We start from the raw sequence: 25,704 nt of genomic DNA, 5'->3' as shown, positions 1-25,704 counted from the left end.
ATCGTGATGCCGCGCGCCTTCTCTTCCGGCGCCTTGTCGATCTGGTCGTACGCGGTGAACGTCGCGCCACCGGTCTCAGCCAGCACCTTCGTGATCGCAGCCGTCAGCGACGTCTTGCCATGGTCGACGTGACCGATGGTGCCGATGTTGCAGTGCGGCTTGGTGCGCTCGAATTTCGCCTTCGCCATGGTTACTCTTCCTTCTCTTGACTTCTGCCAGATCAGGCCATCTTGGCGCGAACGACATCCGCGATGGCAGCCGGCACCGGCTCATAGTGGTCAAATTGCATCGAGTACTGCGCCCGGCCCTGGCTCATCGAGCGCAGGTTGTTCACATACCCAAACATGTTGGCCAGCGGGACCCTGGCAATGATGACGCGCGCATTGCCCCGCTGATCCATTCCTGTCACCTGTCCCCGGCGGCTGTTCAGGTCGCCGATGACATCACCCATGTAGTCGTCGGGGGTGACCACCTCGACCGCCATCACCGGCTCCAGGAGAACGGGCTTGGCTTTCGCCATCCCTTCCTTGAACGCGGCGCGAGCGGCCTGCTCGAACACCTCGACGGAGCTGTCGACGTCGTGGAAGCCACCGCCGACCAGCTCTACCTTCAGGTCGATCACCGGAAACCCGGCGATCACCCCACTGTCCTTGGCGGCATCGACGCCGTTCTGGACCCCGTGGGCGAATTCCTTGGGCAGTTGGCTGCCCGCCTTGTTCTCGAACCGGAACCCGCTGCCGGGCTCGGACGGCTCGAAGGACAGCGTCACCTGGGCGTATTGCCCCATGGCGCCGACCTGCCGCTTCAGCGTGTGGGCCGCCTCCGCCTTCTGGGCGATGGTCTCCCGGTACGCCACCTGCGGCGCGCCGACATCGGCTTCCACCCGGTATTCCCGGCGCATGCGATCGACGATGATCTCCAGGTGCAGCTCGCCCATGCCGCCGATGACGGTTTGCCCCGTCTCGGAGTCACGGCCGACGCGGAAGGACGGATCCTCCGACGCCAGTCGCTGCAACGCCATCGCCATCCGGTCGTGGTCCACCTGGGTCTTAGGCTCGACCACCACCTCGATCACCGGCTCCGGGAACTCCATGCGTTCCAGCACCAGCGGCGCTTCCGGATCGCACAGGGTTTCACCCGTCGTCGTGTTCCGCAGCCCCGCCAGGGCGACGATGTCGCCCGCGCATGCCGCCTCGATCTCTTCCCGGGTGTTGGCGTGCATCAGCAACATCTTGCCGACGCTCTCCTTCTCACCCTTGCTCGCGTTCAGCACGCGATCGCCGACCGCCATCCGCCCCGAATAAATCCGGACGAAGGTGAGCGCGCCGACGAAAGGATCGTTCATCACCTTGAACGCCAAGCCGGCGAAGGGCGCCGCGTCGTCCGTCCGCCGGCTGGCCGGTTCTCCGTCCAGCGTTACGCCGGCGACATCGGCGATGTCGAGCGGCGAGGGCAGAAAGTCGACAACGGCGTCCAGCATCGGCTGAACGCCCTTGTTCTTGAAGGCCGAGCCGCACAACACCGGAACCAGGCGCAGCGCGATCGTCCCCTTGCGGATCAGCGCCTTGAGCGCCGCCTCGTCGGGTTCCTCACCCTCGAGGTAGCGCTCCGTGGCGTCCTCATCCATTTCCACCGCCTGCTCGACCAGGCGAGCGCGGTATTCGCTCGCCTGCGCGGCCAGGGCGGCCGGAATTTCCGTCTCGAAGAACTCGGCGCCCAGCGTCTCTTCTTTCCAGACGATGGCCTTGTTCTTCACCAGGTCGACGACGCCGGAGAAGCCGGCTTCCGTCTTGATGGGAAGCTGCAGGACCGCCGCATTGGCGCCCAGCCGCTCCCGGATCATCTGGACGGTGCCGAAGAAGTCGGCGCCGACCCGGTCCATCTTGTTCACGAAACACATGCGCGGCACGCCGTACTTATCCGCCTGCCGCCACACGGTTTCCGACTGGGGCTCGACCCCGGCCACAGCGTCGAACAGCGCCACCGCACCATCCAGCACCCGCAAGGACCGCTCGACCTCAATGGTGAAGTCGACATGCCCGGGGGTGTCGATGATGTTCACCCGGTGGTCACGCCAGAAACAGGTCGTGGCCGCCGACGTGATGGTGATGCCGCGCTCCTGCTCCTGCTCCATCCAGTCCATCGCGGCGGTGCCCTCGTGGACCTCGCCCATGCGATAGGATTTGCCGGTGTAGTACAGGATCCGCTCGGTCGTCGTCGTCTTGCCGGCATCAATGTGGGCACAGATGCCGATGTTCCGGTAACGATCGAGAGGATGGGAGCGCGCCATGATTCCTTAAGGCCTAAGCTGGTCCCAACCTTACCACCGGTAGTGCGAGAAGGCCTTGTTGGCCTCCGCCATACGGTGGGTGTCTTCACGCTTCTTCACGGCAACGCCGCGCTGGTTGGCCGCGTCCAGCAGCTCACCCGACAGGCGCTCGGTCATCGTGTTCTCCGACCGGCCGCGGGCGGCGGCGATCAGCCAACGGATGGCCAGGGCCTGGGCGCGGTCCTGACGGACCTCAACCGGCACCTGGTAGGTCGCACCACCGACGCGGCGGGAACGCACTTCCAGGTAGGGACGGACGTTGTTCAGGGCATCGTGGAACAGCTGAATGGGATCAGCCTTCACCTTGCCCTCGATACGCTCCAAAGCGCCGTAAACGATCTGCTCGGCGACGGACTTCTTACCGTCGTACATCAGGCAGTTCATGAACTTCGTCAGCACGGTATCGCCATACTTGGCATCCGGCAGGACTTCACGCTTTTCGGCGCGACGACGACGGGACATAGACTAACTCCTTACTTCGGACGCTTGGCGCCGTACTTGGACCGACGCTGGCGACGGTCCTTCACGCCCTGGGTATCCAACGAACCGCGGATGATGTGATAGCGCACGCCGGGAAGGTCCTTCACACGGCCGCCGCGGATCATCACCACGGAGTGTTCCTGCAGGTTGTGACCCTCGCCGGGGATGTAGCTGATGACCTCGTGGCCGTTGGTCAGCCGCACGCGGGCGACCTTACGCAGCGCCGAGTTCGGCTTCTTCGGGGTGGTCGTGTAGACGCGCGTGCAGACACCGCGCTTCTGGGGGCATTCCTGCAACGCCGGGACCTTGTCCCGCTCCGGCACGCCCTCACGGGACTTGCGGATCAACTGGTTGATCGTCGGCATCTACCGCTCTCGGTTCACAGTTCCAACAACAAGGCACCCAAACACATGCCCAGAACGACGAAAGTCCCGTCACGAAGCACTGACTGGCTCCGCGCGGGCCTTGCAAACGCCGTCCGAACAAGGACTCGGGTGCGGCTATACAGATTTTCGAGGGGGTCTTTTTGAGAGACAGCGTCTAGCCCGCAAGGGCGGCCTACAGCCTGCCCCTCGAAAAATGTGGGCGGACTATATGGAGGTCGGCCCCGCCCGTCAAGCGCTCTGGACTCAAAAATCCAGGGTAAGCCGTGCGTCCAGAACAGGGGGCGGCCCCACAATTGCGGGCCCCTCCCCTGCGCGCCTGGCACGCGCTCCGGACAGCGCGGGGGATGGGCAAACGGCCCCGGTGCCGCTATATACCCGGACCAGACGGGCGGCGGCACCACCAAGGTCGGACGCTCACCTTATAGTATAGTGTAAGCGCGCTTTCGAGGGGACCTCCGCCGACCGCAGGCGGCATGGGGTTGGCCTTGTTGGCGCCCTTTTGGATTCCCGAGCGCCGCCCATGAGCAAGCCCACCCTCATCACCTCCACCACGTCCCCCGCTGGCGCCCCCAAGGTCGGCATCGTCAGCCTGGGCTGCCCCAAGGCCCTGGTCGACAGCGAGCGCATCCTGACCAAGCTGCGCTCGGAAGGGTATGAGGTGTCGCCCAGCTACGACGGCGCCGACGTGGTGCTGGTCAACACCTGCGGCTTCCTGGACAGCGCCAAGCAGGAAAGCCTGGACGCCATCGGCGAGGCCATGCGCGAGAACGGCCGTGTCATCGTCACCGGCTGCATGGGCGTGGAAGAGGGCCGCATCCGCGAGATGTACCCCAACGTGCTGGCCGTCACCGGCCCCCACCAGTATGAGCAGGTGGTGTCGGCGGTGCACGACCACCTGCCCCCGGTGCACAACCCCTACACCGACCTGGTGCCGCCCGAGGGCCTGCGCCTGACGCCCCGCCACTACGCCTATCTGAAGATTTCCGAAGGCTGCAACCACCGCTGCAGCTTCTGCATCATCCCCTCGCTGCGCGGCGACCTGGCCAGCCGGCCGGCCGGCAACGTGCTGCGCGAGGCGGAGCGCCTGGTGAACGCCGGCGTGCGCGAACTGATGGTCATCTCGCAGGACACCAGCGCCTACGGCCTGGACCTGCGCCATGCCGAAAGCGAGTTCAGGGGCCGCAAGGTCCGCGCCCACATGACCGACCTGGCCCGTGAATTGGGCGGGCTGGGCGCCTGGGTGCGCCTGCACTACGTCTACCCCTACCCGCATGTGGACGAGGTCATCCCCCTGATGGCGGAAGGCCTGGTGTTGCCCTATCTGGACATCCCCTTTCAGCACGCCAGCCCCAGTGTGCTGAAGGCCATGAAGCGGCCGGCCAACCAGGAGAAGGTGCTGGACCGGATTCGCGGCTGGCGCGACGTCTGTCCCGACCTGACCATTCGCTCCACCTTCATCGTCGGTTTCCCCGGGGAAACGGAGCAGGACTTCCAGTTCCTGTTGGATTGGCTGTCGGAGGCCAAGATCGACCGACTGGGCTGCTTCAAGTATGAGGCGGTGGAGGGCGCCCCCGCCAACGCCATCGAGGGCGCCGTGCCGGAAGAGGTGAAGGAAGAGCGCTGGAATCGCCTGATGGCCCACCAGCAGGCCATCAGCGAGGAGCGCATGCAGGCCAAGGTGGGCCGCACCATCGACGTCATCATCGACGAGGTGGACGAGGAAGGCGCCATCGGCCGCTCCGCGGCGGATGCGCCGGAAATCGACGGCAGCGTCTTCCTGAACGGCGACACCAGCGTCGCGGCGGGCGACATCGTCCAGGTGACGGTGGAGCACGCCGAGGAATACGACCTGTGGGGCACCCGCGTGGACGCCTAAGTCCCAGCCCTTCCCCCTATCCCACCAGTCCTTATTGAAGCGACGGGGCCGGCCAGGGATGGCCGACCTTTTCCGTACGGGCGTGGCGACTGGGTGATTGTCCCGCTATATCCAATATCCAACTTTCGTCAGCAGGCCCGCCCAGGGTCTTGGATTCCCGGCCGGTACCCCCGTATGCTCTCGCCCCAAGCGGCGCTATCGCGGGGTAACCGCCGGCGACACGACCAAGACAATGGGGATTCGCACTTATGGGAGCCAGACTACGCACAGGGGCCACGGCGCTCTTCGCCGCGGCCCTCGCGCTCGATGTCGGGGCCACGGCGATGGGGCAGGCCAAGGACGCCGCCCCGGTGACGCCCGAGGCCTTGTCGGCCCACGTCAAAATCCTCGCCTCCGACGATTTCCAGGGCCGCAAACCGGGAACCGTGGGCGAGGAGAAGACCATCGCCTACATCCAGGACCAGTTCAAAAAGATCGGACTGAAGCCCGCAGCCGGCGCGAAGGGCTACCTTCAGGACGTGCCCATGACCGAGGTCACCAGCAAGGCCGACGGCCCCATGGTGTTCACGGCCACGGGCAAGGACGGCCAGGCCAAGAGCCTGTCGTACGAATACTTCAGCCAGATGATCGTCTGGAACCGGCAGCGCACCACCCATGCCGAGGTGAAGGACAGCGATCTGGTCTTCGTCGGCTACGGCATCACGGCGCCGGAGTTCGGCTGGGACGACTATGCCGGCGTGGACGTGAAGGGCAAGACGGTCGTCATCCTGGTGAACGACCCGGGCTTCGCCACCGGCGACCCCGCCCTATTCGGCGGCGGCGCCATGACATGGTATGGCCGCTGGCCCTACAAGTACGAGGAAGCGGCCCGCCATGGTGCGGCCGCCGCCATCATCGTGCATGAGACGCGCGCCGCCGGTTACCCCTGGGGCGTGGTCGCCAACAGCAACAGCGTGCCCAAGCTGACCCTGATGCCCGCCGACGGCGGGCTGCAGAGCCGGTCGGCTGTGGAAGGCTGGGTGCAGCTGGACGTGGCCAAGGAGCTGTTCGCGGCGGCCGGCCTGGACTACGGCACGCTGAAGGACAGCGCCGCCCGGCGCGGCTTCAAGGCCGTGCCCATGAACGCCAAGATGTCGGTGGGCATCACCCCGGTGGTGCGCGACGTCGTCTCGCACAACGTGGTCGGCATCGTCCCCGGCGCCAAGCGTCCGGACGAGGTGGTGCTGGTGGGCGCGCACTGGGATCACCTGGGCGTGGGCCCGGCGGTCAACGGCGACACCATCTATAACGGCGCGCTGGACAACGCCACGGGCGTCGCCGGCCTGATCGAGATGGCCAAGCGCTATACCCACGGCCCCAAGCCGGACCGCACCCTGATGTTCATCGCCTACACGGCCGAGGAACAGGGCCTGCTGGGCTCGGAATACTATGCCCAGCACCCGCTGTACCCGGTGGGCAAGACGGTGGCCGGCTTCAACATGGACGGCCTGGGTGTGCTGGGTCCCGTGCATGACGTGGTCCTGGTCGGCGGCAAGAAGTCCGACCTGGAGGAACGGCTGAAGGCCTGGACCGATGCCCACGGCATGGTCGTGAATCCGGAGCCCTTCCCCGAGCGCGGCTATTACTACCGCTCCGACCACTTCAACCTGGCCAAGGTCGGCATCCCCGTCATCGACGCCGGCATGGGCATCGACAGCGTGGAGCACGGCGCGGAGTGGGGCAAGGCGAAGGAGGAGGAATACACCCGCCTGCACTACCACCAGCCCTCCGACGAATGGTCGCCGGCGATGGACCTGCGCGGCGGCGCCGTCCAGGTCAACATGTGGTACGACATCAGTCGCGACCTGGCGTCCAGCGATGCCTGGCCCAAGTGGTACGACAAGGCCGAGTTCAAGGCCGCCCGGGACAAGTCCCAGGGCAAATGAGCGTGAGGGCCGCCGGACCCCGGCAGAGGATAAGGCGGCCTTTTTCAGTCGGGTTGCGACCGCTGGGTCGCATCCCACACGCCCCCGATCTCCAGGTAAGGGTATCCAAAGTAGAGGTATCCCAGGCAGGGGACGGGGGCGGTTGAGGGGCGTCAATGGACGCGCCCCCGAGCAACGACAAGGAACGCAAACATCCATGCGAACCCACAACAAACGCGCCGGCCTGCTGAAAGGCACGGCGGCGCTGGCCCTGATGGGCGTTTTGGCGGCGGCCGTGGCCCTACCGGCGCTGGCGGCCGACAAGGTCACCAAGGATGTGGCCCCGGTGACGGCCCAGGCCCTGTCCGAGCACATCCGCATCCTGGCCTCCGATGAATTCCAAGGCCGCAAGCCCGGCACGGCGGGCGAGGACAAGGCCATCGCCTACATCCAGGACCAGTTCAAGAAGATCGGCCTGAAGCCCGCCGTGGACGGCAGCTATCTGCAGAACGTCCCCCTGACGGAGATTGTCAGCAAGGCCGACGGCCCCATGGTCATCACCGGCCCCAAGGCCGCGCCGCTGTCGCTGGAGTATTTCAGCGACATGATCGTCTGGACCCGCCAGCGCACCCCCCATGTCCAGGTCAAGGACAACGACATGGTGTTCGTGGGCTATGGCATCACGGCGCCGGAATTCGGCTGGGACGATTATGCCGGCGTCGATGTGCGCGGCAAGACGGTGGTCATCCTGGTGAACGACCCCGGCTATGCCACCGGCGATCCTGCGCTGTTCGGCGGCGGCGCCATGACCTGGTACGGCCGCTGGGTCTACAAGTTCGAGGAGGCGGCCCGCCACGGCGCCACCGCCGCCATCATCGTGCATGAGACGCGCGCCGCGGGCTATCCCTGGGGCGTCGTCGCCAACGGCGGCAGCATCCCCAAGCTGAGCCTGATGCCGGCCGACGGCGGGCTGAAGACCCGGTCCGCCGTGGAAGGCTGGATGCAGCTGGACCAGGCCAAGGCCGTGTTCCAGGCCGCCGGGCTGGACTTCAACACCCTGAAGGACAGCGCCGCCCGCCGCGGCTTCAAGGCCGTGCCCCTGCCCCTGAAGATGTCGGTCGGCATCACGCCGACGGAGCGCGACGTCATCTCCCACAACGTCATCGGCACCATCCCGGGCGCCAAGCATCCGGACGAAATGGTCCTGGTCGGCGCGCACTGGGATCACCTGGGCATCGGTCCGGCCATCAACGGCGACACCATCTACCACGGCGCCATGGACAACGCCTCCGGCGTCGCCGGCCTGATCGAGCTCGCCAAGCGCTATACCAAGGGCCCCAAGCCCGACCGCACCCTGCTGTTCATCGCCTACACGGCGGAAGAGCAGGGCCTGCTGGGCTCCGAGTACTATGCCCAGCATCCCCTGTTCGCGCCCAACAAGACGGTCGCGGGCTTCAACATGGACATGCTGAGCAGCGTGGGCCTGACCCGCGACATCGTGCTGGTGGGCGGGCGCAAGTCCGACCTGGAGGACAGGCTCAAGGCCTGGACCGACGCCCACATGATGGCGCTGAACCAGGAGCCCTTTCCCGAGCGCGGGTACTACTACCGCTCCGACCACTTCAACCTGGCCAAGATCGGCATCCCCGTGATCTACGCCCACAGCGGCATCGACAGCGTGGCCAACGGCGCCGAGTGGGGCAAGACCAAGGAGGACGAGTTCACCCGCCTCCACTACCACCAGCCCTCCGACAAATGGTCGCCGGACCTGGACCTCAGCGGCGGGGCCATGGAGGTCAACATGATCTATGACCTCAGCCGCCCGCTGGCCTTCGGCACCGACTGGCCGAAATGGTACGACAAGGCCGAGTTCAAGGCCGCCCGCGACAAGTCCATGGGCAAGTAAGACAAAAGGCCGCCCCTCGCCGGGCGGCCTTTTTCTCTACCCGCTGATCCGTGCGGGGTGCGGGCCCAAGCTTCCCCGGCTTCAATCCAGGCGCGGCGCCAGCCCGGCGACCTGGGCCGTAATCTCGAACGACCGCCGCCGGGCGGCATGGTCGTGGATGGCGGCGGTCACCATGATCTCATCCGCGCCGGTCTGTTGCAGGATGGCGCCGAGGCCATGGCGCACCGTCTCCGGCCCACCCACGACGGAGTAGCGCAGCGCCCGGTCGGCCCAGGCGCGCTCCTCCGGGCTCCACTGCACGCCCGGCTGTGGCGGGCGCAAGGGGCCGGGGTTGCCACGGGCCAAAGCCACAAACCGATCCTGCAGGGAGGTGAACAGCACCTCAGCCTCCTTATCCGTGTCGGCGGCGAAGACATTGATGCCCACCATGGCGTGGGGCTTGGGATTGGCGGCGGTGGGCTTGTAGTACTGGCGGTAGACGTGCAGCGCCTCCAGCAGTTGGTCGGGCGCGAAGTGGGAGGCGAAGGCGTAGGGCAACCCCAGCTCCGCCGCCAACCGGGCGCCGAAGGTGCTGGACCCCAGGATCCACAGAGGCACGTCCAGGCCCGCGCCGGGCACGGCCCGCACCGCCTGCCCCGGCTGGGCCGGGCGGAAATAGGCCTGCAGCTCCTGCACGTCACGGGGGAAATTGTCGCCATTGTCCGAGCGGTCGCGCCGCAGCGCCCAGGCGGTGCGCTGGTCGCTGCCCGGCGCGCGGCCCAGACCCAGGTCGATGCGGCCGGGATAGAGGGACTCCAGTGTGCCGAACTGCTCCGCGATCACCAACGGGGCATGGTTGGGCAGCATGATGCCGCCGGCGCCCACGCGGATGCTCTTGGTGCCGCCGGCGATGTAGCCGATGACCACCGAGGTGGCGGCGCTGGCGATGCCCGTCATGTTGTGATGCTCCGCCACCCAGAAGCGGCGGTAGCCCAGGGCCTCGGCATGGCGGGCGAGATCCAGCGTGTTGCGCAGGGCCTGGGCGGCGGTGCCGCCCTCGACGATGGGGGAAAGGTCCAGGACGGACAAGGGAATGGGAAGCGACACGGGGGGACCGGCCTTTCTTCGAACCGCGACGGAACTGCCAAGGGTTACCTAAGCACGCCCGCGCGGCTTTTCGAGGTGAGGCCGGTCACAGGGTTCCGGTTCCCGTTCAAGGCCGCTGCACCGCATCCACCGCCACCTTGAACGCCGCCAGTTCCAGGGCGTCCAGGTCACCGTCCCACAGCGACTGGTGCAGGCGCCCGCCGTCGTTGACCAGACGGTCGGACCCCACAACCACGCTGGCCGCCTTCAGGCCCATCAGGGTGGCCAGGGTGAAGAACGGCCCCTCCTCCATCTCCACGAAGGTGGGCTTGTCCAAACCCTTGATGGCCAGCAGGTCGCGCAGGATGCTGCCCGGCTGGAAATAGTAGATAGGCATGGTGTAGCCGATGCCCCGGGCGCTGGGCAGGCCGGAGCGGGCGGCGGCGGCGCGCACCCGGGCGGTGAAGTCCTTATCCGGGCGCGCCACCTGCTGCCGCGCGTCGGGCGCCAGCAGGAAGGCGCCACCATCGCGGTAGGAGCCGTCGGACACGATGATCTGCCCATAGGGCACGTCCGGCGACAACAGGCCCGCCGTGCCCACATGGATCACCCGGCGGGCCCCCAGGGCCTGCAACTCCGCCACCTGGGTGGTGATGCCGCCGGCGCCGGGCAGGCCGCGCGCCACGACGAAGGGGGCCGTACCGGCCTTGCGCACCACCCACAGGTCCGTGGGATCGGTGAAGCCGTAGGACAAATGGGTGTAGCTGCCCTGAAAGCCCGCCTGGTCCAGATAGGTCTCCACATCCACGCGGTGCAGCACGATGGCGTCGGCCGGGAAATCGTCCAGCTCGCCATGCATGAAGCGGTTCTTGCGCAGCCAGTCGACCTCATCGGCCGGGGTGTTCAACCGTTCCTGGTGGTCGTGGCGGGCATAGCCGTCCAGCACCCGGTAGGGGGTCTCGGCCGTGCCGGCCAGCGCCAAACCCGACATCTCTCCAGTGGCCGCACCCGCGGCGGCCATCACCAGGCCCGCCACCAACGCCGCGATCCCCTTCGCCATGCCCCGTCCCCTTCTTGGTCTTGATGGCTAAAGGGTCCGCAAAAACAAAGGGCTGCGCAATGGCCAAAACAGGCCCTGACGCAGCCCCGGTCATGAAGAACTCTTTTTACTTCGGCTTGCGGAACTTGAAGACGAACTGGTCGGTGTGGCCGCGCAGCGCGGGGTCGAAGACCTTGAGCGTGTGGTTGTCCGCCGTGTTGTGCAGGGCGTCGTCCTGGCCCTCCAGCACGAAGCCCGCGGCCTCCACCTCCTTTTTCACCGTTTCGGGGTCGATACGATGAAGGGTGTTGGTGTCGCGCACGCCGGAGCCGGCCTCGGCCACATGGTCCAGAACGATGTAGACGCCGCCGGGCTTCAGCGCGTTGAAGATGGCCTTGTTCACAGCCGCCGCCGCCTCGGCGCCCATGAAGGCGTGGACATCGTGGTAATTCTGCGAGGTCCAGACCACGTCCACCTTCTCAGGGAAGGTCAGCGCGTTCACGGGCTCGACCAGCGGCACGATGTTGCCATAGGCCTTGTCCCCCGCCAGCGCCTTCTGTCCGTCCACCGCTTTTTGCGAGCGGGTGGCGATCTCATTGGGCAGCAGGGAATAGACCCTGCCCTTGGGGCCGACCGCCTTGGCGAACAGGCGGGTGAAGTAGCCGGCGCCCGGCATGAAATCCACCACCTTGTCGCCCGCCTTCACGCCGGCGAAGGCCAGCATCTCGGCCGGCTTGCGGTCGGCGTCGCGATCCTTGTCGGCCTGCGGCCGGTTGCTGTCGGCGACGGCGGCGGTGATCGCGGGTGACGGTGCGGTGGCGGCGCTGGCGGTGAGCGCCAGGCTGGACGCGGCCAGCCCCAGGGCCAGCACGATGACGGAGACGCGAGACATTGTTCCCTTCCCTCCCTGGATGTCAGCCTTTGGCCAAGGATGGGCCCCCGATCAGGTTCCCCCGATCAAGTCCATTGCGGCCGGCTGCCGCTAGAAAGTGCGGAGCCGGCGCCATAAATCAATCCCGCGCGTCAGAAAAAGCTGTGGAATTGCAAGCAACGGGTCATCGCGCCGCAGGGCAGACGGCCGCGCCTGGTTCCGTATCCGCAATAACCCGGCGCCGCGTGGCGGCCAGCAGCGCCAGGCCCGCGGCCATGAAACCGGCGGAGGCCAGCGGCAGGGCACCCACCCCGGCCACGGGATAGACCGCGCCGGCGGTGAAGGAGCCGGCGGCCATGCCGACATAGAGGGCCGACGAATTCAGGGCCAGCACCAGGCCGCGCACCTCCGGCGCCAGTTCCACCATGCGCCGCTGCTGCGAGGGCATGAACAGGTCGTTGGCCAGCGCCCACAGCGCCAACAGGGCCAGGACGGCCCAAAGCCGGGCCGGGGCAGCGGCCATGGCCAGGAACATGGCGGTCAGGCCGCCCAGGCTGACGGCCACCAGCCGGTCGGCGGTCCACAGGTCGGCCAGCCAGCGGGCAAGATAATTGCCGGCCAGACCCGACAGCCCCAGCACCATGAGGGCCAGCGACGTCTGCGCCGTATCGGCGCCGAAGCGGTCGCGCAGCAGCGGATTGATCAGGGTTATGGTGGTGAACAGTCCCGCCATCTGGCAGACCATGAGGGCGACGCCCCCCGCCACCCCCGGGCGCCGCAGGACGGCCGCCAACTGCCCCAGACCCAGGGCATGACCCCGCCCCCGATCCTTGACGCCCAGCGCGATGGCCAGCGCCACGCCCCAGGTCCACACGCCCAGCCCGACGAACATGGGGCGCCAGCCGATCTGTTCCCCCAGCCAGGCGGACAGCGGCAGGCCGACGACCGACGCCATGGTCATGCCGCTGAAGACGATAGCCAGGGCCCGGCCCTGGCGCTGGGGCGGCACCAGGGTGCTGCCAAGGGCCGACACCACCGGCCCGACGCAGGCGGCCCCCACGCCCGAGAGGATGCGCAAGATCAGCAGCAGGGGATAGCTGCCCACCCCGGCCGACAGCAGGGTGCTGGCGCCGAGGATGCCCAGGCCGGCCAGCAACAGGGTGCGGCGCGGCAGGTGCCCCGCCACCATCTGCACCACCGGCGCGGCGACGGCGAAGGTGGCGGCGAAGGCGGACACCATCAGCGCCACCGCGCTGGGTGGCAAAGACAGTGAGGCGGCGATGGGGGGCAAGGCCCCGACCACCGCCAGGGTGCCTGTACCCATGGTGAAATAAGCCAGCGCCAGCAGGCGCAGGGGCCAGGCAGGCCAAGGGGCGGCGGGTTCCGGATGGTCGGCCGAGCGGGACATCAGAGCAGGGGACATGAGGCAGGCCTCCTCGGGATTGGCGATGCCCTGGTGAGATAGTGCTCGCCTGGCTATAATTGAAATCGATCATCAATATCGGACCCATAATCATGATCGATCTCAGGGGTGTGGACCTGAACCTGCTGGTCTCGCTGGACGCGTTGCTGGACCAGGCCAACGTCACCCGGGCGGCCGCCCGCCTGGGCATCAGCCAGCCGGCCCTGTCGGCGCAATTGGCCCGCCTGCGCGACCTGTTCCACGATCCCCTGTTCGTGCCCTCGGAAACCGGCCGGGGCATGGTGCCCACCACCCGCGCGCTGGAACTGCAGGCGCCCTTGCGCGCCGCCTTGCAGGAGCTGGAGACGGTGGTGCGCCGGCCGCCGGCCTTCGACCCCCTGACGGCCACCCGCGATTTCGCCATCGCCGCCAGTGACAACAGCACGGTGGCGGTGGGGCTGGGCTTGATGGAGCGCTTGCGCGCCGTGGCGGGCCCGGGCATCCGCCTGTCCTTCCGCGCGCCCAACGCCGAACGCGTCCTGGGCCAGATGCAGCGGGGCGAGGTCGATTTGCTGATCGGCTCGCAGAACATGGTCCAGACCGGCATGACGGTGCGCCGCCTGGCGGGGGAGCGGTATCTGGTGGCCCAGCGCAAGGGCCATCCGCGGGGTGCCGGGCCCCTGGACCTGGACGGCTATTGCGCTCAGGAGCACATCCTGGTGTCTACCAACGGCGGCGGCTTCGTCGGTTTTGTGGATGAGGATCTGGAGCGGCTGGGACGGCGGCGGCGGGTGGCCCTGTCCATCCACCAGTTCATGCTGGCCGTGCCCATCCTGCTGGCCACGGACTATCTCTGCGTCCTGCCCAGCCGTCTGGCCCGCCGCTATGCCGAGAAGCTGGACCTGTTCGACCTGCCCCTGCCCAACCGGCGCAGCTATCACTTCATGGCCGCCTGGCATCCCCGCCACCAGGCCGACCCCGGCCATGTCTGGCTGCGCCAGCAGGTGGCGGCGGTGGCGGAGGGGATGGGGTGTTGAGGGTCACCCGAACGCCGGCGGCGGGAACAGGCTGGCGATGATGCGCACCGACTGCTCCACCAGTGGCCGGTCGGGCTCAATGCTGTCGTCGTTGTAGCCGTAATAATCGTCCGGCCCCACCGCCTGGAAGACGAAGCCGTCGCGCCGGGGCACGAAGGACACGCCGTTGTAGAATAGGCCGTAGTGCACATCGTCCTGCGGTATCATGCGCGCCAGCTGGCCCCGCACCGGGATGATGGAGTTGTCGCCCATCAGGGCGCGGGCGCCGTAGCCGGTGCAGTTCACCAGCACCTTCTGAGCCACGCCGGCGAAATCCGCCGGGGTGCGGAATTCCCGCACCTCGATGCGGCCGCCGTTGGCGTGGAACTCATCCAGCAGCAGGCGGGCGTAGCTGGAAATGTTGAACACCATGTTGGTGTTGCGCCGAACAAAGCGCGCGCCGAAGGGATGCAGACCCGCCGGCACATCGACGGAATGGGGTGTCAAAGTTGGCAACAGCTCGTGCTGCAAGGCGTCGGCGAAGGGGGGCCGGCCGTCGGTCACCGGTTCGTGGCGCTCCCGGTTGGCCTGGTCGGAGACGTTGTAGTTGTCCACCCACTCGATGGGGGTGCCGGGCAGGCCCAGCAGGCTCTGGTAGGCCTGGAACGAGGTCAGGCACATGCGCGCCCACAGCGCCTTGAACGCCGGCGTGGCGTATTGTTCCAGGCAGATGCGCGAATCCGGCGACCAGACGCCGGTGGCGAAGCTGGACCGGGTGTCAGGCGGCAGGTCCTTGGCATAGATGGTGACCTTGGCGCCGGCGCGCTGAAGCTGCAGCGCCGTCGTCAGGCCGATAGCCCCGCAGCCGATGACGGCGATGTCGCGCTCGCCCAAGGCCATGGCCTTCTCTGTGGCGACCAGGCCCGTCCCCCAGGACAGGGACCAGCCGCTGCCGCCATGGCCGTAATGGTGGACCACCAGCTTCTGGCCGATGCGCTCCACCTCCAGCCGGGGGCCCTGGGCGCGGAAGGGGCGCGTGCAGACGGTGATGCGGGTGATGCGGTCCGGCGTGGCCCGGATGGGCGTTAGCATCAGGGGCGACCGCGCCGCCTCCGGCGCGCCACCATGCCGGCCCCCCTCCACGTTGACCGCACAGCCCGCCAACGCGAGGGCGGCAGCCGCGCCAACGCCGGCCAACACATCGCGCCGACCCATCCCCCTGGCCACGCCGTCCAAGCGCTCAACCGCCATGCCATCCCCCTTATTGATTGTGGGCGCTCTCCGGGACGCCACCGTCCAGAAACGATAGGATAAAAGATTATCCTGAGAAACCAGGACTTTGTCCGCGACGGTCGAAATACGGGGCCGGGGGGTGGTTCCGGCCCGTCCCCATCGGCGGCGCTTTGCCATGACACGGATTGGTGGCAATTTAGGGCAGGCGACAGGCCCCATGAGAGTGGTGGCTTTCAAGCCGGCATAAGTCAGAAATCGAAAAGCGATGGGGCCGTTCCGTGAGCACACTGGCAGGTATGGCCGTGCTGGCCGTTTCCTTAAGCGTCCCCTTGCAAGCCCTCCTGGATGAATTCACCAAGCAGGCGCCGCCTCAGCAGGCGGCCCAGGTGACGGACGCCATCACCGCCTCACCCTCATTGGCGGCGGAACTGTCGGCTTTGGCCGCCAACGGCCTGCTGAAGGGATTCGAGATCGATACGGCGGGCCGATTGAACCAGTTCGGGGCCGGTGCCCGGGACGGGAAGATCCTTTTCACCCCGACCTTCTTGGGCGATGTCGCGAACACACGGCCGTTCGACGTGGTCGAGGCGGACTCCATCCGGCCCAACAACACGACGTTCGTCCTTGGACACCTGGCGGCCCACGCCAAAACCCCGTCGCCGGAACCGCGCGCCCCGGACGGCACGGCGCGGGATCTGCCGACCTTCATCATGCTCAAGATGACGGACGAAGCGACCGCCGACCTGCAGGGCTGGAACGATGTGGTGGAGGCGGCACAAATGGCCAATGGCGGCAAAGCCCTGACGGTGCCGCAGGTTGGCTACCTCATGATGAGCCTTCGCTACCGGGCCGTCTTTTTCAACGCAATGCGGTCGCAGGAGCGGAAAATCACATTCGCGCCGGATGGCCGCATCGACCCTACGCCGGACAATATTCTGGCATTGGGCACGGCATTGGCCAAAACCAACGTCTTCGATTTCGACTGAGGGAAGGCGTGGTGGGCCCGGCAGGATTCGAACCTGCAACCAGACCGTTATGAGCGGCCGGCTCTAACCGTTGAGCTACAGGCCCACGCGGGCGGCACTTTGCCGGGTAGGAAGGCGGCTTGCAACACCCTTCATAAATTTTTTGCGACACCGCCCAAACCGTTGGAAACGCGCCGCTATCCTTTTGATTTGACGTGCGTTGCCAGGTGAATGCCATGTTGCCGCTTCAAGACTGAGGTGCTACCTTTGCAAGGCTTGGGGCGGTGACTGCATCCTTTGTCCAGGCGGCAAATGGCCGCGGTGGCACCTGGGGTAGCGGTAACACCCGGCGAACGTGGGCCCCGGCAGGGCGACCCGCATGAGGCTCCGGCCAACGGGGTCCGCCAAAGCGGTTGAGTGTCAGGCCCAGGGGCATGCGCGTCCAGGGCCGGGGGGACATATACGCGAAGGGGGGCCAGCGGCAGCAATCCGACTTAAGACGTCCAACCGGACGCCCGTTACCGGGCCCCGCGGGGCCACCAGCGGCACGGCGCCGCCACCGGGCCGGGATCGTCCCGGGCCAGGAGCGTGAACGCCAGCACCAGCCCCGCCGCCAGCCAATACCAGAACATCCATGGGAGGAAGTCACGATGGCGAACATCGCCAGCAGCAGTACCAATGGGGCCTCGACCAGCATGACGGGGGAGGAGCGCAAGGTCATCTTCGCCTCGTCCCTTGGCACCGTGTTCGAGTGGTATGATTTCTATCTGTATGGCGCCTTGGCCTCCATCATCAGCGCCCGCTTCTTCTCGGGCCTGCCGACGCAGGGCGCCAAGGACGTGTTCACGCTGCTGGGCTTCGCGGCCGGCTTCTTCGTCCGCCCCTTCGGCGCCCTGGTCTTCGGCCGGCTGGGCGACCTGGTGGGTCGCAAGTACACCTTCCTCGTCACCATCGTCATCATGGGCCTGTCGACGGCCGTCATCGGCTTCCTGCCCAGCTATGACTCGGTGGGTGTGCTGTCGCCCATCCTGCTGATCAGCTTGCGCCTGCTGCAGGGCCTGGCCCTGGGCGGCGAGTACGGCGGTGCGGCCACTTATGTGGCGGAGCACGCGCCGCACGGCAAGCGCGGCGCTTACACCGCCTGGATCCAGATCACCGCCACCGGCGGCCTGTTCCTGTCCCTGCTGGTCATCCTGGCCTGCCGCACGAGCCTGCCGAAGGCGGACTTCGAGGCCTGGGGCTGGCGCATCCCCTTCCTGGTGTCGCTGCTGCTGCTGGCCGTGTCCCTTTGGATCCGCCTGCAGCTGGACGAATCGCCGCTGTTCAAGAAGATGAAGGCCGAGGGCAAGACCTCGTCCTCACCCATCCTGGAAAGCTTCGGCAACCTCTATAACCTGAAGTTCGTGCTGCTGGCCCTGTTCGGCGTCGTCGCCGGCCAGGCCGTCGTCTGGTACTGCGGCCAGTTCTATGCCCAGATCTTCCTGAAGAATACGCTGAAGATCGACCCCAACACCGCCGACACCCTGGCGGCCGTCGCCCTGCTGTTCGCCACCCCCTTCTTCGTGGTGTTCGGCAGCCTGTCGGACCGCATCGGCCGCAAGAAGGTCATCCTGGCCGGCCTGGCCCTGGCCATCCTGACCTACTTCCCCATCTTCCGTGGCATCACCCACTTCGGCAATCCGGCGCTGGAGGCCGCCATGGCCGCCAGCCCGGCCACGGTGACGGCCGACCCGGCTGAATGCACCTGGCAGCTGAACGTGGCCGGTACGTCCAAGTTCACGTCCAGCTGCGACGTGGCCAAGGCGGCGCTGGTGGGCAAGAGCGTGCCCTACAGCGCGATCGACGGCGGCGCCGGTTCCGTGGCGCAGATCAAGATCGGCGACACGGTCATCGACAGCTACGACGCCAAGGCGCCGGACGCTAAGGAGAAGAAGGCGGCGTTTGACGCGGCGGTGGCGGACGCGGTGAAGGCCGCAGGATATCCCGCCAAGGCCGATGACGCCGCCATCAACAAGCCGGCGCTGACCTTCCTGCTGTGGGTCCTGGTCATCTACGTGACCCTGGTCTACGGCCCCATCGCCGCCATGCTGGTGGAGATGTTCCCGTCGCGCATCCGCTACACCTCCATGTCCCTGCCCTACCACATCGGCAACGGCTGGTTCGGCGGCTTCCTGCCCGCCATCTCGTTGGCCATCGTGGTCACCACCGGCCAGATGTACGCCGGCCTGTGGTACCCGATCATCGTGGCCGCCATCACCTTCGTGATCGGCCTGTTGTTCGTGCGGGAAACCAAGGACACGGAAATCAGCCACGACAAGTAAGCGCGGCTTTGCGGCGCTGAATGGCGAAGGGCCCGGACATCCCCGTCCGGGCCCTTTCTTCATGGTACGGCCGACGCGATCATCCGCCCGTCGTACACACTCATCACGCCCGCCCCATCACGCCCGCTGGCGCAGATGGCGGGAGAAGCGCAGGGGTGAGGGCACCAGGCCGCCCCAGCCTTTCAGCGACGACAGCTTCGGAAGCGACAGGGTGGCGATGCCCTTGCCGACCGCCATGACGTTCTCGATCCGGCGGTCGAGGAAGGCCCAGGTGTCGGCATGGTCGGGCGACCGGTCGCTCAGCCAATACAACACGGTGGCGGTCTGCACCGCGGCCAGCAGGGCCCGCTTGGTGTAATAGTTGAAGTCGGTCGACTGGTCACCGGCGGCGTACCACGCGGCATCCACGGTGCGGTACAGCAGGCGGGCGGCCAAGCCGGCGTGGGTGGGCAGCGCCAGGAAAGAGCTGGCGCGCTGCACCGCCTCCGCCCACGGCGCCAGCAGTTCCAGGCGCACGCGCACCGCCAGGGTGACCCGCGCCCGCACCTTCATCGTGGTCAGGTCCCGGCCCGCCAGCTGCGCCAGCATGGCGCGGTCGGCCCAGTCGCTGAACTGCGCCACCACGTCGGCCACACCGCCGGGGAACAGGGCCGCCAGCTGGGCCGCCCCCATGTCCGCGTCGGCCGCGCCCTGGCGCAGCGCCGCGGCCGACCAGCCGTCGAAGGCCACGTGCGGCAGGACGGCCAGCATCAGCCGGTCGCGCAAAACCAGGCGCTCATCCACCACGTCATCGGCGGGGCGGGAGGCGAACGGGGTGGGGGTGTCAGGGGTGACCATGGGGCTGTCCCTTGCAACGGACGGGCGGCCGGCGGCCGCGGGGTTTGCGCCAGTATAGGCGCGCACCGCCATCCGCCTCTACCCCCTCAAAGGGAAACGGTGAACCGGCTCAACCGGGCAGCTTGGGTACCGACTCGGTGCCGAAATACTTCATTTCTTCCGTGAAGCTGAGGAAGCGGAGGTCGTCCATGCGGTCCAGGTACAGCACGCCGTCCAGGTGGTCGCACTCATGCTGCACCACGCGGGCATGAAAACCCCGCGCCTCGCGTTCCACCACCGACCCGTCCAGGGCCAGGCCGCGATACCGGATGTGATTGTAGCGGGGCACGGCGCCGCGCAGGCCGGGGATGGACAAGCACCCCTCCCAGCCGAACTGCATTTCCTCCGACAAAGGCTCCACCACCGGGTTGACCAGCACCTGGACATCGACGGTCTCCCCGCCCGCCCGCTCCGCCGGGACGCGGAAGACGATGACGCGCCACCCGACATGCACCTGGGGGGCCGCCAAGCCCACGCCCGAGGAGTCGACCATGGTTTCAACCATGTCCTGGGCCAGCTGGCGGACCACCGCGGGTATCGGCTCCTCTACCGGCACGGCCGGACGGCGCAGCACCGGATGGCCCATGCGGGCGATCTTCAGGATGGCCAACGTTCCCCCTTCCCTGGATCTTCGATCAAGTGCCGCCTGGCCCCGCGCCAGCGCGCCCCTACCCCGATATAGGGGGTAGCCTGTTAGTTTCCATGGGTTGGGGCGCCCTGTCACCCCGGACGCCGCCGCCTGTCCTTTGGATAAGGCCGTCCCAGCGGAATGCCGCCCCCCTTACGCCAAGTGCGAAGGCGCCCATCCAGCAACGCATGGGGGCCCCGCGCGACCATGGCGGGATTCACTTCACAGGGCGGGGGGCCTGTGTTATACCACCGGCCTCCGATCGGGCTGCCTGCGCGACCGTGCGTCTTGGCTATTACCCGTTAACCTTTTACTCTGTTTGGAGTGGTGACGTCCCGTGCAAGTGCTGGTTCGTGACAACAACGTCGATCAGGCCCTCCGCGCTCTCAAGAAGAAGATGCAGCGCGAAGGCATTTTCCGCGAGATGAAGCTGCGTCGCAACTACGAGAAGCCCTCGGAGAAGCGCGCCCGTGAGAAGGCCGAGGCCATTCGCCGCGCCCGCAAGCTGCTGCGCAAGCGTCTGGAGCGCGAGGGCTACTAAGCCTTTCACGCGCTGTTAGACGCACGGACGGAGCCGCCCCTGAAGCTCAGTGGGCGGCTTTTGTCATGCCTGCGTTTTGACAAGGTGGCCGGCACCAGGTGCTAGGCCCAAAAGAATCGGCCCAGGATGCTCCCTGGGCCGTTTGCGTAAAAATCATCTGGATCACATCGCTGGAAGCGCCGGATCAGGCGGCACTCATCTCCGCGGTGAAGGAACTGACCGTCCGCTTCAAGGCGTCGGAGTCCCTTGCCAGCAGCGAAGCCGAGGATTGAACCTGGGCGGCCGCGGTGCCCGTGCTGGCCGCGGCATCCGAAACGCCGGCGATGTTGCTGGTCACCGCCTCGGTCCCTCGCGCCGCTTCCTGAACGTTGCGGGCGATTTCGTGGGTGGACGCCTCCTGCTCCTCCACCGCCGCGGCGATGGCCGACGCGATGCCGCTGATATCCTTGATGCGCTGGGCGATGGCCTGGATAGCCCCCACGGCATCGGTTGCGGCCTGACGGATTTCAGTAACCTGCACGCCAATCTCGTCGGTCGCCTTCGCCGTCTGGGTGGCCAGGCTCTTGACCTCGCTGGCCACGACGGCGAAGCCTTTGCCAGCCTCCCCGGCGCGCGCCGCTTCGATGGTGGCGTTCAAGGCCAGCAGGTTGGTCTGGGCGGCGATGTCGGCGATCAGGCGGACCACATCGCCAATGCGCTCCGCGCCACCGGACAGGATCTGGACGACGTGATCAGTGTTGCGCGCCTCGGTGACCGCGTCGTTGACCGTATCCATGGTGCGACCCATCTGCCGGCCGATCTCCTGGATGGAGGCTGACAGTTCCTCGGCCGCTGACGCCACTGTCTGCACATTGGCGGACGTCTGCTCCGCGGCGGACGACACGACCATGGCCTGGCGGTTGGTCTCCTCCGCGTTGTTGGACATCGCCTTGGCCGTGGCGTCCATCTCGTTGGCCGCAGTGGCCAGACTGTTGGACAACTCCGAGATCTTGGCCTCGAAACCCTGGGTGATGCGGGCCACCCGCTCCGCCCGGCGGGCTTTCTCCTCTTGCTCGGCCTTTTGGGCGGCTTCCAGCGCGCGCGCCTTGATGAGGCCCGCCTTCAATTCATTGAAGGCGTGCGCCATTTGGCCGACCTCGTCCCGCCGGTCCAATCCGGCGAGATGGACGTCATAGTCCCCTTGCCCCAGGCTGGCCAGGCCGCCGGCCACCCGCTGCAACGGCCGGCCGATGCCGGTCACCGTCAGGTAAAAGGCCAGACCGCCCACGAGAGCCAGACCAGCGACCACGACGCCAAAAACCAGCCAGATCGTGCTGACCGCGCCCTCGTGGTTCCGGTTGGCGATGGAGTCGGCATCGTCGCGGATGGCATCGGCCAGCTTGGCCTGGCGATCAAGCAGGGCCAACATGGCCGGATCGCATTTCGGGCCCATCATGGTGGTGCTGATGCGGACATTCTCATCAGCGTTGGAGGATTTCGTCGCGGCATCGACGGTTTGGCCGCAAATGCCGGCCGGGGCCAGCAGAGCCCCCATCTCCTGCTGCAAGGCCGCGATATCCGGCGCCCGGGAGGGCAAGGCCGCTTTCGCCATTTCCATGAAGTCGTTATAGGCAGCGACGCCTTTGCGATAGTTCGCCTCGGCCTTGGCGTTGCCAGCGTCATCGGCCACCGTCATGGCTTCGTAGATGGAACGTTCGATAAAGACCAGGCTGCGGTTGCCTCGCGCCAGCGCCATGGCGGCCTTGGACGCACCGCTCAACAGTCGGCCGTAACTGTCATCAATGGCGGACATGCGGCTGGCGGCGAAGCCGGAGGCGGCCAAGGCGAACATGCCCAACAATCCGAGCATCGCCAATATCTTGTAGGTAATTCTGAGATTCGCAAACGCGGACATGCTTCCTCCCGACTTTGATGACACGGGGCCAAGTCTCTGGCCACCAGCCACTCTCGGGACATTTTTTCGCTTTGATTGAATAATTTTTAATTAACACATAAGCAGCCGTATTCTTTCGCATATATAGATATGTAGTCAGCCCCTTTTGGTTTTGCTGGGAAATTATTCAACAACGACCACTTGCCCGTGAGACATTCTTACAACGCTCAAGGTCGCCGGGGCGCCGTCCTCGTCACGAACTCCGGCGGCTTGTTGGCGACCCAGCGGATGAAGGCGGCGATCGCGGGATGGGCGCGCAGGGCGTCCACCGTGGCGTAAGCCCCGGCCAGGTCCCGCTCACTCAATTCGGCATGGATTTTCCGGTGGCAGACCCGGTGCAAGGGCACCGTCACCCGTCCGCCTTGGCTGCGCGGCACCAGGTGATGCTGTTCCACGGAGGGGCCGGGCACCAGGGGCCGGCCGCACAGGGCGCAGAGGCCCGGCTGAGAATCGGGTGCCGGTACCGCCGCAGCCCCGTCCAATCTTCCGAATTTCCCGCCCATACCCCAACCCCGTCCGGCTCTCCCCATCAGGGGGCCCGGGGGAGTATAGCGCCCTTAATGGCGGCGCGCGCCGTCCTCACCGAACACCACGACCGGATAGCCGTTGTAGTTTTCCGGTGCGCCGTGGTCCGGCGCCGTCACGCGCAGATAGATCAGGCCCTCGCCGATCCCCACGCCCACCACGGGGCGGCCGGCTTCCGTCAGTTCCTTGAACAGGGCGCGCCCGGCCGCGGCCAGCGCATGGGAATCGGTCATCACGAACTCTCTCGTCCACATGGGCGTCACCCGCATCCTGTAAGGCCGTTGCTGTCTGATGACGGTTCAACGCCGGACGGGGGAACACCGGGCGCAGTTTAACGGCGCGATTTGGACCAAACCACCCCAATGTCCCGCATAGGTCTTTTTCGCCCCTGGCCTCGCGGCGCGTCCTCGACCACCCTATTTCCTCCCGAGGCACCCAATTCGACGGGGGCCCGCCCCGGCGTCTCGCATGGCTGGCCCTTATGGTAACCGGTGGACAATTCCACTTTCGCCTGTACACCCTGGCAATGGAGAAGGGGATGAACGGATGGCATTAATCACTTTTGCTGCGAAGCCTTGCACATACCGTGACGGTTCCATGCGCACACCCCTCCGCTTCTTCACAAAGATTACCGGATAGGTCATGGTGGCCCAGCGTCATCACCCTTCCGCGATAGAGACCTTTTCGCGGCCAAATTGAATCAAGCTGGCCCAACCCAGCGTCACCGGGTCCAGCGATCATGGGGAGCGTAACCAATGAAAATCGGCGTACTTAAAGAACGTCGACCGGGGGAGCTGCGCGTCGCCGCCTCGCCCGAGACGGTACGGAAATTCGTCGGGCTCGGATTCGACGTCACCATCGAGACGGGCGCCGGTGTCGGCGCCGCCATCACCGATGACGCGTTCGCCGCCGCGGGCGCCACCATCGCGCCCGACGCCACCAGCGCCCTGGCCGACGCCGACGTGGTGCTGAAGGTGCAGCGGCCGGAACCGGAAGAGCTGGCGCTGATCAAGCGCGGCGCCAAGCTGGCCGCCATTCTCAGCCCCTACGGCGACGCGGAGCGGGTGAAGAGCTACGCCGACGCCGGCGTCGACGCCTTCGCCATGGAGTTCATTCCCCGCATCACCCGCGCGCAGAGCATGGACGTGCTGTCCAGCCAAGCCAACCTAGCTGGGTACCGTGCCGTGCTGGACGCGGCGTACGAGTTCGGCCGCGCCTTCCCCATGATGATGACGGCCGCCGGCACAGTGCCGCCGGCCCGCGCCTTCATCATGGGCGTGGGCGTGGCGGGCCTGCAGGCCATCGCCACCGCCCGCCGCCTGGGCGCCATCGTCTCGGCCACCGACGTGCGTCCGGCCACCAAGGAACAGGTGCAGTCGCTGGGCGCCACCTTCGTCGCGGTGGAGGATGAGGAGTTCCAGCAGGCACAGACCGCCGGCGGCTATGCCAAGGAGATGAGCGCCGAGTACCGGGCCAAGCAGGCGGCCCTGGTGGCCGAGACCATCAAGAAGCAGGACATCGTCATCACCACGGCGCTGATCCCCGGCCGCAGGGCCCCGGTGCTGGTGACCGACGCCATGCTGCGGACCATGAAGACGGGCGCCGTGGTCGTGGACCTGGCGGTGGAACAGGGTGGCAATGTCGAGGGCAGCGAGCCCGGAAAGATCGTCGAGAAGTACGGCGTGAAGATCGTGGGCCACACCAACGTGCCCAGCCGCATCGCCGTGGACAGCAGCGCGCTCTACGCCAAGAACCTGCTGAACTTCCTCACCCCCCTGGTGGACAAGGAAGCCAAGGCGCTGAAGATCGACTGGAACGACGACATCATCAAGGGCACCGCTCTGACGCGCGACGGCGCCGTCATCCACCCGACCTTCGCCCCAGCGGCACCGGCAGCGCCGCCGCCCCCGGCGCCCGAGCCTGCCCCCACCCCGGCCGCCGAACCGGCCGTCGCGCCCGAGAAAGCGGAGTAAGCCCCATGGACGCGCAAAACTACGCCAAGAACGCGGCCGACCTCGCCACCAACGCGCAGAAGCTGGCCGAGCAGGCCGCCAACGTGGCCAACCAGGCGACGCAGATCGCCACCGACCAGGCCCAGCAGGGCATGCCCTTCATCGTCACCGGCCTGACGGTCTTCGTGCTGGCGGTGTTTGTCGGCTACTACGTGGTCTGGCGGGTGACGCCGGCCCTGCACAGCCCGCTGATGAGCGTCACCAACGCCGTGTCGTCGGTCATCATCGTCGGCGCCCTGATCGCCACGGGCGCGCACCACTTCGGCTTCTCCATGGTGATGGGCTTCCTGGCCGTCATCCTGGCGTCGGTGAACATCTTCGGGGGCTTCATGGTCACCCAGCGCATGCTGGCCATGTACAAGAAAAAGGCCCCTGCCCAGGGCGCCAAGAAGTAAG

23 protein-coding genes and 1 tRNA gene are annotated in these 25,704 nt (G+C 66.8%); 9 read left to right on the top strand and 15 right to left on the bottom strand.

Translation table 11 applies throughout. From position 1 onward, the window contains the following. From FBZ87_RS17650 to rpsL, 4 genes are all read right to left on the bottom strand, one after another. Positions 1–188: GTP-binding protein (locus FBZ87_RS17650; RefSeq protein ID WP_246134455.1), on the bottom strand; the 188-nt coding region annotated here is incomplete at its 3' end. A gap of 32 nt (positions 189–220) precedes the next feature. Then, a complete protein-coding gene (fusA, locus tag FBZ87_RS17645; protein ID WP_145611695.1) occupies positions 221–2,290 on the bottom strand; it encodes an elongation factor G in 2,070 nt (689 codons plus the stop codon). Positions 2,291–2,320: 30 nt separating this feature from the next. Beyond that, entirely contained in the window at positions 2,321–2,791 is a 471-nt protein-coding gene (gene rpsG / locus FBZ87_RS17640) for a 30S ribosomal protein S7 (RefSeq protein ID WP_088871760.1), read from the bottom strand. An 11-nt stretch (positions 2,792–2,802) separates the two neighbouring features. Further along, entirely contained in the window at positions 2,803–3,174 is a 372-nt protein-coding gene (gene rpsL / locus FBZ87_RS17635) for a 30S ribosomal protein S12 (RefSeq protein WP_004274236.1), read from the bottom strand. A 541-nt stretch (positions 3,175–3,715) separates the two neighbouring features. On the opposite strand from rpsL, the gene rimO reads away from it, so the two are divergent. From rimO to FBZ87_RS17620, 3 genes are all read left to right on the top strand, one after another. Continuing rightward, the gene (gene rimO / locus FBZ87_RS17630; RefSeq protein ID WP_145611693.1) at positions 3,716–5,071 is read left to right on the top strand and encodes a 30S ribosomal protein S12 methylthiotransferase RimO; all 1,356 of its coding nucleotides are present in this window, start codon (positions 3,716–3,718) and stop codon (positions 5,069–5,071) included. A 248-nt stretch (positions 5,072–5,319) separates the two neighbouring features. Further along, positions 5,320–6,996 (top strand): M28 family peptidase, encoded by a 1,677-nt coding sequence (locus FBZ87_RS17625; RefSeq protein ID WP_145611691.1) that lies wholly within the window; start codon positions 5,320–5,322, stop codon positions 6,994–6,996. 196 nt (positions 6,997–7,192) lie between these two features. Further along, a complete protein-coding gene (locus FBZ87_RS17620; RefSeq protein ID WP_246134454.1) occupies positions 7,193–8,881 on the top strand; it encodes a M28 family metallopeptidase in 1,689 nt (562 codons plus the stop codon). Positions 8,882–8,962: 81 nt separating this feature from the next. On the opposite strand, the gene FBZ87_RS17615 is transcribed toward FBZ87_RS17620, so the two are convergent. The 4 genes from FBZ87_RS17615 to FBZ87_RS17600 all read right to left on the bottom strand — a co-directional run bounded on the left by FBZ87_RS17615 (position 8,963) and on the right by FBZ87_RS17600 (position 13,279). Next, positions 8,963–9,967 (bottom strand): LLM class flavin-dependent oxidoreductase, encoded by a 1,005-nt coding sequence (locus FBZ87_RS17615; protein ID WP_145611690.1) that lies wholly within the window; start codon positions 9,965–9,967, stop codon positions 8,963–8,965. A 106-nt stretch (positions 9,968–10,073) separates the two neighbouring features. Beyond that, positions 10,074–11,006, bottom strand: coding sequence for a phosphorylase family protein (locus FBZ87_RS17610; RefSeq protein WP_145611688.1), 933 nt, complete (start codon positions 11,004–11,006; stop codon positions 10,074–10,076). Positions 11,007–11,112: 106 nt separating this feature from the next. Next, the gene (locus FBZ87_RS17605; RefSeq protein ID WP_145611686.1) at positions 11,113–11,877 is read right to left on the bottom strand and encodes a class I SAM-dependent methyltransferase; all 765 of its coding nucleotides are present in this window, start codon (positions 11,875–11,877) and stop codon (positions 11,113–11,115) included. A gap of 163 nt (positions 11,878–12,040) precedes the next feature. Then, positions 12,041–13,279, bottom strand: a complete 1,239-nt coding sequence (locus FBZ87_RS17600; protein WP_145611684.1) for an MFS transporter — start codon at positions 13,277–13,279, stop codon at positions 12,041–12,043. 92 nt (positions 13,280–13,371) lie between these two features. On the opposite strand from FBZ87_RS17600, the gene FBZ87_RS17595 reads away from it, so the two are divergent. After that, positions 13,372–14,295, top strand: a complete 924-nt coding sequence (locus FBZ87_RS17595; protein ID WP_145611682.1) for a LysR family transcriptional regulator — start codon at positions 13,372–13,374, stop codon at positions 14,293–14,295. Positions 14,296–14,298: 3 nt separating this feature from the next. Here FBZ87_RS17595 and FBZ87_RS17590 read toward each other — a convergent pair whose 3' ends face one another. Beyond that, on the bottom strand, positions 14,299–15,525 hold the full coding sequence (locus FBZ87_RS17590) for an FAD-dependent oxidoreductase (protein WP_246134453.1): 1,227 nt from the start codon (positions 15,523–15,525) through the stop codon (positions 14,299–14,301). 278 nt (positions 15,526–15,803) lie between these two features. On the opposite strand from FBZ87_RS17590, the gene FBZ87_RS17585 reads away from it, so the two are divergent. Then, positions 15,804–16,493, top strand: coding sequence for a hypothetical protein (locus tag FBZ87_RS17585; protein WP_145611680.1), 690 nt, complete (start codon positions 15,804–15,806; stop codon positions 16,491–16,493). Between the two features lie 9 nt (positions 16,494–16,502). On the opposite strand, the gene FBZ87_RS17580 is transcribed toward FBZ87_RS17585, so the two are convergent. After that, positions 16,503–16,578, bottom strand: a tRNA-Ile gene (locus FBZ87_RS17580). A 544-nt stretch (positions 16,579–17,122) separates the two neighbouring features. Here FBZ87_RS17580 and FBZ87_RS17575 point away from each other — a divergent pair. Beyond that, a complete protein-coding gene (locus tag FBZ87_RS17575) occupies positions 17,123–18,793 on the top strand; it encodes an MFS transporter (protein WP_145611678.1) in 1,671 nt (556 codons plus the stop codon). Positions 18,794–18,910: 117 nt separating this feature from the next. Here FBZ87_RS17575 and FBZ87_RS17570 read toward each other — a convergent pair whose 3' ends face one another. Further along, positions 18,911–19,630, bottom strand: coding sequence for a COQ9 family protein (locus tag FBZ87_RS17570; protein ID WP_145611676.1), 720 nt, complete (start codon positions 19,628–19,630; stop codon positions 18,911–18,913). Positions 19,631–19,739: 109 nt separating this feature from the next. Then, on the bottom strand, positions 19,740–20,279 hold the full coding sequence (gene def / locus FBZ87_RS17565) for a peptide deformylase (protein WP_145611674.1): 540 nt from the start codon (positions 20,277–20,279) through the stop codon (positions 19,740–19,742). Positions 20,280–20,634: 355 nt separating this feature from the next. Here def and rpsU point away from each other — a divergent pair, with 355 nt between their 5' ends. Further along, positions 20,635–20,838: a 30S ribosomal protein S21 gene (rpsU, locus tag FBZ87_RS17560; protein ID WP_012567245.1), complete on the top strand. Its 204-nt coding sequence runs from the start codon at positions 20,635–20,637 to the stop codon at positions 20,836–20,838. Between the two features lie 184 nt (positions 20,839–21,022). Here rpsU and FBZ87_RS17555 read toward each other — a convergent pair whose 3' ends face one another. The 3 genes from FBZ87_RS17555 to FBZ87_RS17545 all read right to left on the bottom strand — a co-directional run bounded on the left by FBZ87_RS17555 (position 21,023) and on the right by FBZ87_RS17545 (position 23,529). Next, positions 21,023–22,687, bottom strand: a complete 1,665-nt coding sequence (locus tag FBZ87_RS17555; RefSeq protein ID WP_186454813.1) for a methyl-accepting chemotaxis protein — start codon at positions 22,685–22,687, stop codon at positions 21,023–21,025. Positions 22,688–22,938: 251 nt separating this feature from the next. Next, on the bottom strand, positions 22,939–23,253 hold the full coding sequence (locus tag FBZ87_RS17550; protein WP_246134452.1) for an HNH endonuclease signature motif containing protein: 315 nt from the start codon (positions 23,251–23,253) through the stop codon (positions 22,939–22,941). A 75-nt stretch (positions 23,254–23,328) separates the two neighbouring features. Continuing rightward, positions 23,329–23,529 (bottom strand): hypothetical protein, encoded by a 201-nt coding sequence (locus FBZ87_RS17545; RefSeq protein WP_244909245.1) that lies wholly within the window; start codon positions 23,527–23,529, stop codon positions 23,329–23,331. Between the two features lie 522 nt (positions 23,530–24,051). Here FBZ87_RS17545 and FBZ87_RS17540 point away from each other — a divergent pair. Beyond that, on the top strand, positions 24,052–25,269 hold the full coding sequence (locus tag FBZ87_RS17540) for a Re/Si-specific NAD(P)(+) transhydrogenase subunit alpha (RefSeq protein WP_145611669.1): 1,218 nt from the start codon (positions 24,052–24,054) through the stop codon (positions 25,267–25,269). Between the two features lie 5 nt (positions 25,270–25,274). Further along, positions 25,275–25,703, top strand: a complete 429-nt coding sequence (locus FBZ87_RS17535; protein ID WP_040848625.1) for an NAD(P) transhydrogenase subunit alpha part 2 — start codon at positions 25,275–25,277, stop codon at positions 25,701–25,703. Position 25,704 lies beyond the last annotated feature (1 nt).

The sequence above is a fragment of the Nitrospirillum amazonense genome (assembly GCF_007828035.1).
Classification (GTDB): Bacteria; Pseudomonadota; Alphaproteobacteria; order Azospirillales; family Azospirillaceae; genus Nitrospirillum; species Nitrospirillum amazonense.
The sequence above is the reverse complement of the archived record's forward strand: the minus strand, read 5'-3'. Positions and strand labels throughout refer to the sequence as shown.